Here is a 13,138-nt window from a genome sequence, read left to right as displayed (position 1 = left end):
ATGGTGCCGGTCACGACCGGGGGGGATGACCTCATCCTCCCCTTCCAGATCGAGGCGTCGGGGCTGCGCGGCCGGCTGGTCCGGTTCGGCCCGCTGCTCGACGACATCCTCGCCCGCCATGCCTATCCCGAGCCGGTCGCCCATCTGCTGGCCGAGACGGTGGTGCTGACCGCGCTGCTGGCCAGCGCCCTCAAATACGAGGGCGTGTTCACCCTGCAGGCCAAGGGAGATGGGCCGGTGCGGCTGGTGGTGGCCGACGTCACCGCCGACGGCGCGGTCCGCGCCAACGCCATGTTCGACGAGGCCCGCCTGGTCGAGCCCGACTCCCCGGACACCGCCACCACGGTGCCGGCGCTGCTGGGCAAGGGCCACCTGGCCTTCACCGTCGACCAGGGCCAGGACACCGAGCGCTACCAGGGCATCGTCGACCTGTCCGGCGAGACGCTGTGGGAATGCGTCCAGCATTATTTCCGCCAGTCCGAGCAGCTGCAGGCCGGCCTCCGCTCCGCCGTCCGGCACGGCGAGACCGGCTGGCGCGGCGGCGGCATCATGCTGCAGCGCCTGCCCGATCCCGACAAGCAGGTGCCGACCGACCGCGAGGACGACTGGCGCCGCGCCATGGTGCTGCTCGGCTCCGCCACCGATGACGAGCTGACCCAGCCGGCCCTGTCCGGCGAGGCGCTGCTGTTCCGCCTCTATAATGAAGACGGCGTCCGGGTCTTCCCGCCGCAGCCGATGCGCTTCTCCTGCCGCTGCTCGCGCGAGCGGGTGGCGTCGATGCTGAAGTCGATGCCCAAGGCGGAGATCGAGAGCCTTGCCGTCGACGGCCGGGTCGAGGTCGCCTGCGAGTTCTGCAACACCCGCTACGATTTCGACCGGGACCAGCTCGCGGCGCTGTACGCGGGCTGAGAGCCTGCCTCACTTCGGCCACCGATCGCATCCAAATGTCATGCCCGGCTTGACCCGGCATCCAGAGACTGTCGAGACCTTCTGGATTGCCGGGTCAATGGCGATCAGGAAAGCTCCAGCCTGGAGCGTTTGCTCTCAAGCGTGTCCTTGACCTGGAGACTCCGATGCCCCACCCGACCCGTCGCAGCCTGTTCGCCGGCGCCGGCCTGTTGCTGCTCGCCGCCTGCGGCGGGCCGGAACTGGCCAGCGTGGCGCCGGTGTCCTTCGCCGGCCGCCCGCCCATCCGGCTGAACCTCGCCCGCATCGACACCGTCGACCGGTCGGTGCCGGCCGCGACGCAGTCGGCGCAGAGCTCGGCGGCGCAGAGCCCGGCCGCGGCGATCCACGGCTGGGGCGCCGCCCGGTTGCAGGCCGGGGGCCGCGCCGGCGCCGGCCAGTTGATCATCCAAGAGGCCAGCCTGACCCGGGAGCCGCTGGCGACGCAGGGCGGACTGACCGCGATGTTCCGCGACCAGCCCTCGCAGAAGCTGACCCTGCGGCTGACCGCCCGGCTCGAGGTCGGCGCCGTCGGCAACATCACCGGCGGCTATGCCGATGTCCGGGTCGAGCGCTCGACCACCGTGACCGACGGCTCCAGCGTTGCCGACCAGAGCCGCGCCGAGGCCGGCCTGCTGCAGGACGGCATGAACGAGTTCGACCGGCAGTTCGAGGCCAACATAAGGCAATATCTGGCGCCTCTCATGCTGCCGTAACGCCGGACACCGCCCGATTTCCCTTTCGTCCCGCTCTGTGGCACAAGGCAGGATGTGAAGCGTTCATAGCGGGTGTTCCGAGTTTCAGAGAAGGCATTCATGTCTGAACCCGTCAAGGTCGCCGTCTTCCCCGTCGCGGGTCTCGGCACCCGGTCGCTGCCCGCCACCAAGGCAGTGCCGAAGGAGATGCTCTGCGTCGTCGACAAGCCGGTGCTGCAATACGCGGTCGAAGAGGCCAAGGCCGCCGGGATCGAGGAGTTCGTCTTCGTCTCCAGCCGCGGCAAGACCGCGCTGGAGGACCATTTCGACGAGAATGCCGAGCTCTACGCCTCGCTGGAGGCCCGCAAGAAGGTGGAACAGCTGAAGGCGGCGCGCGACGCCGAGCTGCCGCCCGGCCAGTTCAGCTTCGTCCGCCAGGCCCAGCCGCTGGGCCTCGGCCATGCCGTCTGGTGCGCCCGCCACCTCGTCGGCAACCGGCCCTTCGCCGTGCTGCTGCCGGATGAGATCTTCAAGTGCCGGACCGCGCTGCTGGCGCAGATGGTGAAGGCCTATGGCGCCCATGGCGGCAACCTGATCGCGGTGCGCGAGGTGCCCAAGGCCCAGACCTCGCGCTACGGCATCCTGGCGATCGGCCAGGACGACGGCACGGTGGCCGAGGTCACCGGCCTGGTCGAGAAGCCGAAGCCGGAGGAGGCCCCGTCCGACCTGTCGATCGTCGGCCGCTACATCCTGCAGCCGGAGGTGTTCAGCCATCTCGACCGGCAGGAGCGCGGCGCCGGCGGCGAGATCCAGCTGACCGACGCGATGGCCCGGCTGATCGGCAGCCAGCCCTTCCACGGCGTGCGCTTCGAAGGCGACCGCTTCGACTGCGGCGACAAGGTCGGCTTCATCGCCGCCAACCTCGCCTATGGGCTGGACCGGCCGGACCTGTCCGCCGCCCTGCGCGAGGCTGTTTCCCGTTATCTGTGACCCGGCCGGCCCGACCGGCGGCCTATTGGAGTAAGCGGCCCTATGCGCATCGCGATGATCGGAAGCGGCTATGTCGGCCTCGTCTCCGGCGCCTGCTTCTCGGAATTCGGCCATGACGTCGTCTGCGTCGACAAGGATCCCGGCCGGATCGAGCAGCTCAAGCGCAACGAGATGCCGATCTATGAGCCGGGTCTCGACGTGCTGGTGGCGAAGAACGCGTCCGCCGGCCGGCTGTCCTTCACCACCGACCTGGCGGCGGCGGTCGACGGCGCCGATGCGGTGTTCATCGCCGTCGGCACGCCGAGCCGGCACGGCAACGGCCACGCCGACCTGACCTATGTCTTCGCCGCGGCCGAGGAGATCGCCCGGGCGCTGACCGGCTATACCGTCATCGTCACCAAGTCGACGGTGCCGGTCGGCACCGGCCGCAAGGTCGCCGAGGCGATCCGCAAGGCCCGGCCGGACGCCGATTTCGACATCGCCTCCAACCCCGAATTCCTGCGTGAGGGCTCGGCGATCGGCGACTTCATGCTGCCCGACCGCGTGGTCATCGGCACCGAAGGCGAGCGCGCCGGCAAGGTCCTGTCCGACGTCTACCGGCCGCTATACCTGATCGAGCGGCCGATCGTGGTCACGGCGCTGGAGACGGCGGAGCTGATCAAATACGCCGCCAACAGCTTCCTGGCGATGAAGGTCACCTTCATCAACGAGGTCGCCAATCTGTGCGAGCAGGTCGGCGCCAATGTCCATGACGTCGCCCGGTCGCTCGGCCTGGACAACCGCATCGGGCCGAAGTTCCTGCATCCCGGCCCAGGCTATGGCGGGTCCTGCTTCCCCAAGGACACGGCTGCCTTCGTGCAGAACGCGCGCGAGGCCGGAGCCCGGCAGCACCTGATCGAGACCGTCATCGAGGTCAATGAAGCACGCAAGGCCGAGATGGCGGAGCGGGTGATCGCGGCCTTCGGCGGCAGCGTCGCCGGCCGGGTCATCGCCGTGCTCGGCCTCGCCTTCAAGCAGAACACCGACGATATGCGTGACGCCCCGAGCCTGACGGTGGTGCCGATGCTGCAGCGGGCCGGGGCCAAGATCCGCGCCTATGACCCGGCGGCGATGAAGGAGGCGCGCAAGCTGCTGACCGACATCGACTACACGGCCGGCGCCTATGAGGCCCTGCATGGTGCCGACGGCGCCGTGGTGCTGACCGAATGGAACGAGTTCCGCGCCCTCGACCCGGCGCGGATGATCAAGCTGATGGGCGGCCCGGTCTTCGTCGACCTGCGCAACGTCTACAAGCCGGCGGACATGCAGGCCGCCGGCTTCAGCTACCACAGCATCGGCCGCCCGGTTCCGGGCTCGGCCGGCTGACACCACAAGACCCTTCCGAGGACCGTGCCCCGATCATGACCCATAGCTTCCACCCGACCGTCCTGCGCGAATACGACATCCGCGGCGTCATCGGCAAAACCCTGAACGCCGCGGATTATCGGGCTGTGGGCGCCGCCTTTGGCACCATCGTCCGGCGCAAGGGCGGCCGGCAGGTGGTGGTCGGCTATGACGGCCGGCTGAGCTCGGTGGAGCTGGAGGCGGCGCTGGTCCAGGGCCTGGCCTCGACCGGGATCGAGGTCGTTCGCGTCGGCCTCGGCCCCACGCCGATGTTGTATTTCGCCCAGAAGCACCTGGACGCCGATGCCGGGGTGATGGTCACCGGGTCGCACAACCCGCCGGACTACAACGGCATCAAGATGGTGCTGCGCTCCGGCCCGGTCTATGGCGACCAGATCCTGGAGATCGGCCGCCTGGCCACGGCCGGCGACCTGGAGACGGGCGCGGGCCCGGTCAGCGACCTCGACCTGCGCGACCTCTATGTCGAGCGGTTGCTGCGCGACTATGACGGCACCCGCGACCTGACCGTGGTCTGGGACAACGGCAACGGCGCCGCCGGTGAGGTGCTGCGCCGCCTGACCGCGACGCTGCCGGGCAAGCACATCCTTCTGTTCGACGACATCGACGGCCGCTTCCCGAACCACCATCCGGATCCGACCATCCCGGACAACCTGGTGGCGCTGCAGGCCAAGGTGGCTGAGGTCGGGGCCGATATGGGCATCGCCTTCGACGGCGACGCCGACCGCATCGGCGCCATCGACGGCCAGGGCCGGATCATCCCGGGCGACATGCTGGTGGCGGTCTATGCCATCGACGTGCTGCCGCGCTACCCCGGCGGCACCGTGATCGCCGACGTCAAGACCAGCAAGACCGTGTTCGACGCGATCACGAAGCTGGGCGGCACGCCGCTGATGTGGAAGACCGGCCATTCGCTGATCAAGGCGAAGATGGCCGAGGTGAAGTCACCGCTGGCCGGCGAGATGTCGGGCCACATCTTCTTCGCCGACAAATGGTACGGCTTCGACGACGCGCTCTATTGCGGCGTGCGGCTGGTGGCCCAGGTCAGCCGCAGCGGCGGCACCCTGGCGGCGCTGCGCGACACCTTCCCCACCACCGTCTCGACCCCCGAGGTGCGCTTCCAGATCGATGAGAGCCGGAAGTTCGCGGTGATCGACGAGGTCATGGCCCGGCTGCGCCGGTCCGGCGCCGACGTCAACGACATCGACGGCGCCCGGGTGACCACGGCGGACGGCTGGTGGCTGCTGCGCGCCTCGAACACCCAGGACGTGCTGGTGGCCCGCGCCGAAAGCGGCGACGAGGCCGGGTTGGAACGGCTGAAGGCGCAGATCGTCGACCAGCTGCAGCAGAGCGGCCTGGCCGAGCCCAGCTTCACCGCCTCGGCGCATTGAGGGTCAGCCCGGGCCGTCCAGGCGCCGGCATCGAGTCACAAGACGAGGGCTTGGATCGTCTTGGGATATGGACGAAGCGATGCAAGCATCACTTCGCGTCCAGGAATCCCGCGCCCGGACTCGATGTCCGGAGCGCCTCGAACCGGAGACCGCCATGTCCGCCGCCACCGACGACGCCGCCTTCACCCTGAGCAACCCCGAGGGCCTGTACGATCCCTCGGCCAATGGCTATTCCCACCTGGCTGAGGTTCCGGCCGGCACACGCCTCGTCTTCGTCGCCGGCCAGGGCGGGGAAAACGAGAAGGCCGAGCTTTCGCCGGATTTCCGGGCGCAGGTCCGGCAGGCCTTCGCCAATCTCCGCATCGCGCTGCAGGCCGCCGGCGCCGGGCCGCGCGACGTCGCCAAGCTGACCGTCCTGATCGTGGATCACACGGAAGCGAAGCTGCACGACCTCGGCGCCGAGCTCGACCATACCTTCGGGCCGGGGAAGAAGCCGACCTGCACGCTGATCCCGGTGCCGCGCCTGGCGCTGGACGCCATGCTGTTCGAGGTCGAGGCGGTGGCCGCGCTGCGGGGCTAACCTCCAGGCAAGGCGGCCGGTCGGGTTCGCCAAAGGCGGATCCGACCCCGGCTATTGCTCCGCGACGGGCCGTGGCGCACGCAGGATGTGGCGCCAGAGCGTCCCGCGGAGATAGCGGTGGCAGATGATGAAATAAGCGATGATCAGAACGAACAGCACGAGCGCCGGAAAACCGTTTAGGGCAAAGCCGTTGCTGGTCAATCCGCCCGTCAGCCAGCCGATGAGATAGCCGAGCCCGAAAACACCGTGAAAGCATCAAGGATATAGGCGATGACGACCCGCCACGTGGCCGGCTTCCGTTCCGTGCTCATTGAATTGCCCCCTTCGCGGCGCTCCCTACCCAATCCCCCTGAGCCGGGCCATGGCCAGGGCATCGACATAGGCGCCGTCGCGATAGGCATAGGCGCGCAGCACGCCTTCCTCGACGAAGCCGAATTTGCGGTAGAGGGCCTGGGCCGGCGCGTTGTCGGTCCAGACCGTCAGTTCCAGCCGCTTCAGGTCCAGCCAGTTGTCGGCAGTGTCCACCAGCGCCGCCATCAGCGCCGTGCCGACGCCGCGGCCGGCGAAATCGTCATGCACGCCCATGCCGATCGATGCCGCATGGGACCGGCGGCCCTTGCCGAGGTCGAGCCCGGCATCGCCGATGATCCGCCCGTCCAGCTCGGCCACGATGTGCGGATTGTCGGATGGCCGCGTCTCCAGCCATTTCCGCACCGCGTCGATCGACGGGTAGCGGGGCCGCAGCGTGCCCCAGCGGAAACGCGGCTGGCTGTGCATTTCGTGCAGCCCGATCGCATCCTCGATCCGGCTGGCCCGCAGCGTGACGGCGGGCGCCTCGCTCACGCCTCCTCCTCGCCCCGGGCGATGGCCACGGCGCGGCGGGCGCGGGCGGCGACCGCCGCCCAGTCGCCGGCCGCCGCCTCGGCCTTGCCGGCGATCCAGGTGCCGCCGACCACAGCCACGTTCGGCAGCGACAGATAGGCCCGCAGGTTGGATTCGCGGACGCCGCCGGTCGGGCAGAAGCGCATGCCGGCGAAGGGGCCGGCCAGGGCCGACAGCGCCGACTGGCCGCCGTAGATCTCGGCCGGGAAGAACTTCAGCACGCCGTAGCCGAGGTCGCGCGCGGCCATGATCTCCGACGGGGTCACCGCGCCGGGCAGGAACGGGAAGCCTTCCGCCGCCCGCGCCAGGGCTGGGGTCAGGCCGGGGCTGACGCCGAACACGGCGCCCGCCCTGCGCGAGGCCTCCAGATCGGCCGGGGACAGCACGGTGCCGGCGCCGACGATCGCGCCCGGCACCTCCGCCGCCATGGCGGCGATGACCTCGAGCGCGGCCTTGGTGCGCAGCGTCACCTCCAGCACCGGCAGGCCGCCCTCGACCAGGGCGCGGGCCAGCGGCACCGCCGCCGCCACCGTCTCGACGGTCAGCACGGGGATGATCGGGGCGCGGGCGATGATGGCGTCGACGGTCATGGCAGGTCTCGATCGGGGTCATTCGGGTTGCGCCGCAGCATAGCAAATTGCGGCGGCCGGACGAGAGCCGAAGATCAGGCGGAGGGGCCGCCGGCGAAATCCGGCATGGCCTTGCGCGGCACCACGGCGCCGCGATGGGCGATCACCGCCGCGGCCAGGCGATGGCCGCGCAGCGCCGAGGCTGCCGGGTCGCGCCCGGCGAAGCGGCCGGCCAGGTAGCCGGCATTGAAGCTGTCGCCGGCCGCGGTGGTGTCGACCGGGGTCACAACCTGCGGCACCGGCACCGACACGGTGCCCTCGGCTGTGGCGATGTGGCAGCCCTCGCCGCCGCTTTTCACCACGACCTCGCCGACGCCATAGCCGCGCAGCCGGGCGATGGTGGCCTGCGCGTCGGCGTCGCCGAACAGCGCCTGCTCGTCGTCGAAGGTCGGCAAGGCGTGGCTGGCCAGCGCCAGGAACCGCGCGAACACCGCCTGCGCCTTGGCCTTGTCGGGCCAGCCGCGCGGCCGATAGTTGCCGTCGAAGGCGATTCTCGCGCCCCTGGCCTTGGCCACCGACAGCGCCGCGTGGAAGACGTCGCGGCCGCGGTCGCTGTACAGCGACAGGGTGATGCCCGAGAAGTACAGCATGTCGTAGCCGGCCAGCGTCTCGGCCAGATCCGTGGCGCCCGGCAGCTCGAACATCTCGCGGGCCGGTGCCCGGTCGCGCCAGTAGTGGAAGGTCCGTTCGCCCTTGTCGTCGGTGCGGATCATATAGAGGCCGGGCACGCGGCCGGGCAGGCGCGGCACCAGCCCGGTCCCCACCCCTTCCGCCTGCCAGCGGGCCAGCATCTCGTCGCTGTACGGGTCGTCGCCCAGGGCGGTGACATAGTCGACCGCGACGCCCTGGCGGGCGAGGTACACCGCGGTGTTCAGCGTGTCCCCGCCGCTGGCCAGCTGGGCGTCGCCGCCCGGCTTCACCGCGATCTCGATCATGCACTCGCCGATCGACGCTACCCGCATATCCCACACCCTTCCCGGCTCACGGCCGGTCCATCACGGTGTCGGCGCGTCCGCTCGAATCAAGTTTTCCGATTTCAGATCCGACCACAGCCCGGCGGGAATAGGGTAGCGGAAATTCTCGACGTTGCGCGTGACCTGCTCGGGCGACAGCGCGCCCGGGATCACCGAGGCGACGCTGGGATGGCCGAGCGGGAACTGCAGCGCCGCCGCGGCCAGCGGCACGCCATGCGCGGCGCAGACCCGCTCGATCCTGCGGCAGCGCTCCAGCTCAACCGGCGTCGCGTCGCGGTAGTTGTACTTGGCGCCCGCGACCGGACCGGTGGCGAGGAGGCCGGAGGCGAAGACGCCGCCGATGACGATGCCGGCGCCGTGCCTCTCGCACAGCGGGAATTCCTCGGCCAGCGGCTCCTGGTCCATCAGCGTATAGGGCATGGCCACCAGGAAGGCGTCGAGATCGGCGGCGTCGAGCAGCTTCGGGATCATGCCCATGACGTTGATGCCGGCGCCGACTGCGCCGATCACGCCGGAGGTTTTCAGCTGCTCCAGCGCCCGCCAGCCGGAGGCGGAGAGCCGATCGAGATGGGCCCGCACCCGGGCGTCGGTGGGGTGGTGCAGCAGGTCGAGGTCGTGGATCAGCAGCAGGTCGATCCGCGGCAGCGTCAGCCGCGCCCAGATCTGCTCCATCGCCCGCATGATGCCGTCATAGCCGTAGTCGAAGACGACGTCGAAGGGCAGGCCGCCGGCCCATTTCTCGGAGTGGAAATGCTCCGGGTCAGGCGACGGCTTGAGCCAGCGCCCGACCTTGCTGGAGACGCGGAACTCGCCGCGCGTCTGGCCGTGCAGGAAGCTGCCCAGCCGGTGCTCGGCCAGACCGAGCCCGTACCAGGGCGCGGTGTCGAAATAGCGGATGCCGGCATCCCAGGCCGCCTGCAGCGTGGCATGGGCCTGGGGCTCGGGCACCGTGACGAAGAGCTCGCCGAGCGCCGCCGTGCCGAAGCCGAGCGTGGTCACCACGACATCGGTGCGGCCCAGGCGGCGGGTGTCGATCGGCATCGGCGGAGCTCCTGTCGAGTGTCTACTGAGAATCCGCGGCGCCGGAAGCCTCGACGATCGGGGCCCATTTCGCCAGCTCGGCCGTCACATGCTTGGCCAGCTCGTCCGGGGTGGAGCCGACCACGGTGGCGCTGAGTTCGGCCAGGCGCGGCTGCGTGGCCGGGTCCTTCACCGCCTTGACCGCCGCGGCGTTCAGCCGGTCGATCACCGGCTGCGGCGTGCCGGCCGGGGCGAAGATCGCGTTCCAGGTGTAGGTCTCGTAGCCCGGCACCCCTGCCTCTTCCATCGTCGGCAGGTCGGGGAAGCTGGCCGAGCGGGTCTTGGTGGTGACCGCCAGCGGCCGCAGCGTGCCCGCCTTGAGGAACTGGGTCGAGGACGGCAGGTTGTCGAACATGATCGGGACCTGGTTCGCCACCACGTCGTTCAGCGCCGGCCCGGCGCCGCGATAGGGGACATGGATCATGTCGACGCCGGCCAGGCTCTTGAACAGCTCACCCGACAGGTGCAGCGGCGTGCCGATGCCGGAGGAGGCGTAGCTGTACTCGCCCGGCTTGGACTTCAGCAGCGCGATCAGCTCCTGCACCGACTTGACCGGCAGCTCGGGGTTGACCTCGAGCACGTTGGGCACCAGCACCAGCAGCGAGACCGGTGCGAAATCCTTCACCGGGTCATAGGGCATCTGCTTCATGACCGCGGGGTTCAGCGCATGGGTCGCGATCGTGCCCATCAGGATGGTGTAGCCGTCCGGATCGGCCTTGGCGACCGCGTCGGCGCCGATATTGCCGCCGGCGCCGGCCTTGTTCTCGACGATCACGGTCTGGCCAAGATCCTCGGTCATCTTCTCGGCGATGATGCGGGCGATCAGGTCGGTCGAGCCGCCGGCCGCGAACGGCACCACCAGCGTCACCGTTCGCGACGGGAAGGCGTCGGCCGCCGAAGCCATGCCGGCCGGCAGCGCGAAGCAGGCTGTCAGTCCCGCGAGCAGGACGGTTCGTCGGAACAGCCCGTTCAGCTTGGTCATGCGTCTCCCCCTCTATCGATCGTCGGATGATGCGATTGTTGTTGATTCGGGCACGGCGCTGGACCGCGCCCGGCCGGCCGCGATTGTCGCGGAGGACAGCGGCGCTGGCAACCCGCGCTGCCGGCCCCGTCTACACTGGGGCTTCGGCGGCGATGGCTGTCTCGGGACTGGCCGCCTCCAGCTCGCGGGCGCTCTGGTTCATGATGAACTGCATCGCCTTCCGCGCCGCCCGGGCGTCGCCCGCGGCGATGCCCTCATAGACCGCGCGGTGGTCGCCGACCGCCAGCGGGAAGGCCCGGTTGCGCCGCGCCTGGGCCTGGAAGCTCATGGTCAGCAGCGGGCCGAGAATGGTGCTCAGCCGCTCGATCAGCGCGTTGCGGCTGGCGGCGAAGACGGCGAGGTGGAAGCGGACATCGGCGCGGTAGAACGCGTTCGGGTCCTCTCCGGCCTTCTCCATCTCGTCCAGCGCCTCCTGGATCAGCGCCCGGTCCTCGGGCTGCGACCGGCGGGCCGCCAGCTCCGCCGCCGCCGGCTCGATCGCCCAGCGCAGCTCGACCAGGTCGCGCCGGAAGCTCGGGATCAGCGCCTCGGGCGAATGCCAGCCGAGGATGTCGGGGTCGAGCAGATTCCAGGCCTCGCGCGGCCGCACCCGGGTGCCGGAGCGGCGCCGCGGCTCCACCAGCCCCTTGGCCGCCAGCACCTTCACCGCCTCGCGGATCGCCGAGCGGCTGGCACCGTAAGTCTCGGCCAGCTCGCCTTCGCTCGGCAACGTATCTCCGGGAGGGATCTGGCCGCCGACGATCCGGGCGCCGATATCGTGGACCACCCGGCCGTGCAGGCCGGCGGAAGGATAACCGTTTTTCTTCATGCCGCGGTCTTCGACCTTCTTTGGATCCTGGACCATTGTCGCCGAAATCTCCCGCGTTGCAATGATTTGACAAAAATGAGGTGGGATCAGCGCCCCCCCGACACGTCGATCGTGGTCGCCGTCATATAGGACGCCGCGTCAGATAATAGGAACAGAACCGCCTCGGCAATCTCCTCCGGCCGGCCGATGCGGCCGATCGGGATGGTCGGCGCGACGGCACCGAGCACGGTCTTGCCGCCGACATGATCGTCGTTGATGTCGGTGTCGGTCAGTCCCGGGCGCAGGCCGACGACTCGGATGCCGTCAGCCGCCACCTCGCGCGCCAGGCCGGTGGTGAAGGAATCGACCGCGCCCTTGGAAGAGGCGTAGGCCACCTCCTGCGGCAGCCCGCCATGGCGGGCCGCGACCGAGGAGATGTTGACGATCACGCCACCCGGCCCGCCCTGGCGCCGCGACATCCGCCGGATCGCCTCGCGGCTGCAGTAGAACAGGCTGAAGACGTTGGTGGCGTAGACCGCGGCCAGACCCTGCGGGTCGTCCATCGCGTCGATTCGGGTCACCGGGCCGATCACCCCGGCGTTGTTGACCAGGGCGGTGACCGGGCCGAGCGCCTGGTCGATCGCCGCGAACATCGCCGTCACCGCGGCGCTGTCGCCGACATCGGCGGCGAAGGCCGCGGCCTCGCCGCCGACCGCCGCGATCTCGGCCACCAGCGCTTCCGCCGCCGCGCGCGACCGGCCGTAATTGACCGCGACGCGCCAGCCCCGGGCGGCGCCCAGGCGGGCGATCGCGGCACCGATTCCCCGTCCGGCGCCGGTGACGAGCAGCACCCCGGTCATGGCATCCTCCCTCTTGTCCGACGAATAAGCGTAGCATGAGGATAAAAGCCCGACCAAGGAGTGCGCGATGGACCTCCAGGCTGCCGCCGACATCCTCGCCGGCCACCGGCTGCGACCCGGCGCCTTCCCCGGCCTGCCCGAGGCGCTGCACCCGCCCGACCTCGCCGCCGCCCGCCGGCTGCAGGATGCGGTGCATGAACGGCTGTCGGCCCGGCTGGGGCCGCGAATCGGCTGGAAGATCGGCTGCACCACCGCGGTGATGCAGCGCTTCCTCGGCATCCCGGAGCCCTGCGAGGGCGGCATTTTCCAGGCCAATGTCCAGGACAGCCCCGGCCGCTTCCCGGCGACGGCGCACCATCGGATCGGCGTCGAATGCGAGATCGCGGTCCGCATCGGCCGCGACCTGCCGCCGGGGGAACATGGGCATGAGGCGCTGGCGGCGGCAGTGCAATCGGTGCTGCCGGCGATCGAGGTGGTCGACGACCGCTACGCCGATTTCGCCGCGCTCGGCGCGCCGACCTTGCTGGCTGACGACTTCTTCCAGGCCGGCTGCGTGCTGGGCTCGCCGGTCGCGGATTGGCACGGCCTGGACCTGGCCGCCCTGTCCGGCCGGATGCTGGTCGACGGTGCCGAGGTCGGACGTGGCCACGGCCGCGACGTGCTGGGCCATCCGCTGGCGGCGCTGGCCTGGCTGTCCGCCACCCTGGCCCGCCGCGGCGGCCGGGGCCTCATGGCCGGCGAGATCGTGCTGCTGGGCAGCCTGGCTCAGACGCAGTGGATCAAGCCCGGCGCCCGGATCACGATCGAGATCGAAGCGCTGGGCCGGGTCGAGATGGCGGCATGAGCCCGTGACTGGATGCTCGCCCGCCCTCCGAACAACTT

General features: G+C 70.1%; 15 protein-coding genes. 7 read left to right on the top strand and 8 right to left on the bottom strand.

Features of this window, described 5'->3' with window-relative positions:
• From hslO to QFZ27_RS06850, 6 genes are all read left to right on the top strand, one after another.
• Positions 1–909, top strand: a complete 909-nt coding sequence (hslO, locus tag QFZ27_RS06875) for an Hsp33 family molecular chaperone HslO (RefSeq protein ID WP_429225352.1) — start codon at positions 1–3, stop codon at positions 907–909.
• A 164-nt stretch (positions 910–1,073) separates the two neighbouring features.
• Positions 1,074–1,661 carry a hypothetical protein gene (locus QFZ27_RS06870; RefSeq protein WP_429225351.1) on the top strand — a complete coding sequence of 196 codons (588 nt, stop codon included), beginning with the start codon at positions 1,074–1,076 and terminating at the stop codon, positions 1,659–1,661.
• Between the two features lie 99 nt (positions 1,662–1,760).
• Positions 1,761–2,630 carry a UTP--glucose-1-phosphate uridylyltransferase GalU gene (gene galU / locus QFZ27_RS06865; protein ID WP_429225350.1) on the top strand — a complete coding sequence of 290 codons (870 nt, stop codon included), beginning with the start codon at positions 1,761–1,763 and terminating at the stop codon, positions 2,628–2,630.
• 42 nt (positions 2,631–2,672) lie between these two features.
• Positions 2,673–3,995, top strand: coding sequence for a UDP-glucose dehydrogenase family protein (locus QFZ27_RS06860; protein ID WP_429225349.1), 1,323 nt, complete (start codon positions 2,673–2,675; stop codon positions 3,993–3,995).
• Positions 3,996–4,030: 35 nt separating this feature from the next.
• Complete coding sequence (pgmG, locus tag QFZ27_RS06855; RefSeq protein ID WP_429225348.1) at positions 4,031–5,422, top strand: phosphoglucomutase/phosphomannomutase PgmG; 1,392 nt, start codon at positions 4,031–4,033, stop codon at positions 5,420–5,422.
• Between the two features lie 154 nt (positions 5,423–5,576).
• Positions 5,577–6,002: a RidA family protein gene (locus QFZ27_RS06850; protein WP_429225347.1), complete on the top strand. Its 426-nt coding sequence runs from the start codon at positions 5,577–5,579 to the stop codon at positions 6,000–6,002.
• A 51-nt stretch (positions 6,003–6,053) separates the two neighbouring features.
• Here the strand turns inward: QFZ27_RS06850 and QFZ27_RS06845 are convergent, their stop codons facing one another.
• The 8 genes from QFZ27_RS06845 to QFZ27_RS06810 all read right to left on the bottom strand — a co-directional run bounded on the left by QFZ27_RS06845 (position 6,054) and on the right by QFZ27_RS06810 (position 12,256).
• Positions 6,054–6,203 (bottom strand): hypothetical protein, encoded by a 150-nt coding sequence (locus QFZ27_RS06845; protein ID WP_429225346.1) that lies wholly within the window; start codon positions 6,201–6,203, stop codon positions 6,054–6,056.
• Between the two features lie 135 nt (positions 6,204–6,338).
• On the bottom strand, positions 6,339–6,845 hold the full coding sequence (locus QFZ27_RS06840; protein WP_429225345.1) for a GNAT family N-acetyltransferase: 507 nt from the start codon (positions 6,843–6,845) through the stop codon (positions 6,339–6,341).
• Positions 6,842–7,474 carry a bifunctional 4-hydroxy-2-oxoglutarate aldolase/2-dehydro-3-deoxy-phosphogluconate aldolase gene (gene eda, locus QFZ27_RS06835; protein ID WP_429225344.1) on the bottom strand — a complete coding sequence of 211 codons (633 nt, stop codon included), beginning with the start codon at positions 7,472–7,474 and terminating at the stop codon, positions 6,842–6,844. The genes QFZ27_RS06840 and eda overlap by 4 nt, the downstream gene beginning before the upstream one ends.
• 74 nt (positions 7,475–7,548) lie before the next feature.
• Positions 7,549–8,475, bottom strand: coding sequence for a sugar kinase (locus QFZ27_RS06830; protein WP_429225343.1), 927 nt, complete (start codon positions 8,473–8,475; stop codon positions 7,549–7,551).
• A 33-nt stretch (positions 8,476–8,508) separates the two neighbouring features.
• Positions 8,509–9,528, bottom strand: coding sequence for an aldo/keto reductase (locus QFZ27_RS06825; protein WP_429225342.1), 1,020 nt, complete (start codon positions 9,526–9,528; stop codon positions 8,509–8,511).
• A gap of 22 nt (positions 9,529–9,550) precedes the next feature.
• Complete coding sequence (locus QFZ27_RS06820; RefSeq protein ID WP_429225341.1) at positions 9,551–10,549, bottom strand: Bug family tripartite tricarboxylate transporter substrate binding protein; 999 nt, start codon at positions 10,547–10,549, stop codon at positions 9,551–9,553.
• A 130-nt stretch (positions 10,550–10,679) separates the two neighbouring features.
• Positions 10,680–11,417, bottom strand: a complete 738-nt coding sequence (locus QFZ27_RS06815) for a FadR/GntR family transcriptional regulator (protein ID WP_429225340.1) — start codon at positions 11,415–11,417, stop codon at positions 10,680–10,682.
• A gap of 86 nt (positions 11,418–11,503) precedes the next feature.
• Positions 11,504–12,256: an SDR family oxidoreductase gene (locus QFZ27_RS06810; RefSeq protein WP_429225339.1), complete on the bottom strand. Its 753-nt coding sequence runs from the start codon at positions 12,254–12,256 to the stop codon at positions 11,504–11,506.
• A 67-nt stretch (positions 12,257–12,323) separates the two neighbouring features.
• Here QFZ27_RS06810 and QFZ27_RS06805 point away from each other — a divergent pair, with 67 nt between their 5' ends.
• Positions 12,324–13,100: a 2-keto-4-pentenoate hydratase gene (locus QFZ27_RS06805; protein ID WP_429225338.1), complete on the top strand. Its 777-nt coding sequence runs from the start codon at positions 12,324–12,326 to the stop codon at positions 13,098–13,100.
• Positions 13,101–13,138: the final 38 nt, after the last annotated feature.

The organism is Inquilinus ginsengisoli (assembly GCF_050434925.1).
Lineage (GTDB): Bacteria > Pseudomonadota > Alphaproteobacteria > DSM-16000 > Inquilinaceae > Inquilinus > Inquilinus ginsengisoli_B.
Note: the sequence above shows the minus strand (reverse complement) of the source record. Positions and strands in the feature narration are given on the sequence as shown.

What these genes read in the sequence shown, in the direction of transcription:
- QFZ27_RS06830 (WP_429225343.1), bottom strand. Translation starts at nt 8,475, where the DNA reads ATGCGGGTAGCGTCGATCGGCGAGTGCATGATCGAGATCGCGGTGAAG.
- eda (WP_429225344.1), bottom strand. Translation starts at nt 7,474, where the DNA reads ATGACCGTCGACGCCATCATCGCCCGCGCCCCGATCATCCCCGTGCTG.
- QFZ27_RS06805 (WP_429225338.1), top strand. Translation starts at nt 12,324, where the DNA reads ATGGACCTCCAGGCTGCCGCCGACATCCTCGCCGGCCACCGGCTGCGA.
- QFZ27_RS06870 (WP_429225351.1), top strand. Translation starts at nt 1,074, where the DNA reads ATGCCCCACCCGACCCGTCGCAGCCTGTTCGCCGGCGCCGGCCTGTTG.
- galU (WP_429225350.1), top strand. Translation starts at nt 1,761, where the DNA reads ATGTCTGAACCCGTCAAGGTCGCCGTCTTCCCCGTCGCGGGTCTCGGC.
- QFZ27_RS06810 (WP_429225339.1), bottom strand. Translation starts at nt 12,256, where the DNA reads ATGACCGGGGTGCTGCTCGTCACCGGCGCCGGACGGGGAATCGGTGCC.
- QFZ27_RS06850 (WP_429225347.1), top strand. Translation starts at nt 5,577, where the DNA reads ATGTCCGCCGCCACCGACGACGCCGCCTTCACCCTGAGCAACCCCGAG.
- QFZ27_RS06860 (WP_429225349.1), top strand. Translation starts at nt 2,673, where the DNA reads ATGCGCATCGCGATGATCGGAAGCGGCTATGTCGGCCTCGTCTCCGGC.
- QFZ27_RS06815 (WP_429225340.1), bottom strand. Translation starts at nt 11,417, where the DNA reads ATGAAGAAAAACGGTTATCCTTCCGCCGGCCTGCACGGCCGGGTGGTC.
- pgmG (WP_429225348.1), top strand. Translation starts at nt 4,031, where the DNA reads ATGACCCATAGCTTCCACCCGACCGTCCTGCGCGAATACGACATCCGC.
- QFZ27_RS06825 (WP_429225342.1), bottom strand. Translation starts at nt 9,528, where the DNA reads ATGCCGATCGACACCCGCCGCCTGGGCCGCACCGATGTCGTGGTGACC.
- QFZ27_RS06820 (WP_429225341.1), bottom strand. Translation starts at nt 10,549, where the DNA reads ATGACCAAGCTGAACGGGCTGTTCCGACGAACCGTCCTGCTCGCGGGA.
- hslO (WP_429225352.1), top strand. Translation starts at nt 1, where the DNA reads ATGGTGCCGGTCACGACCGGGGGGGATGACCTCATCCTCCCCTTCCAG.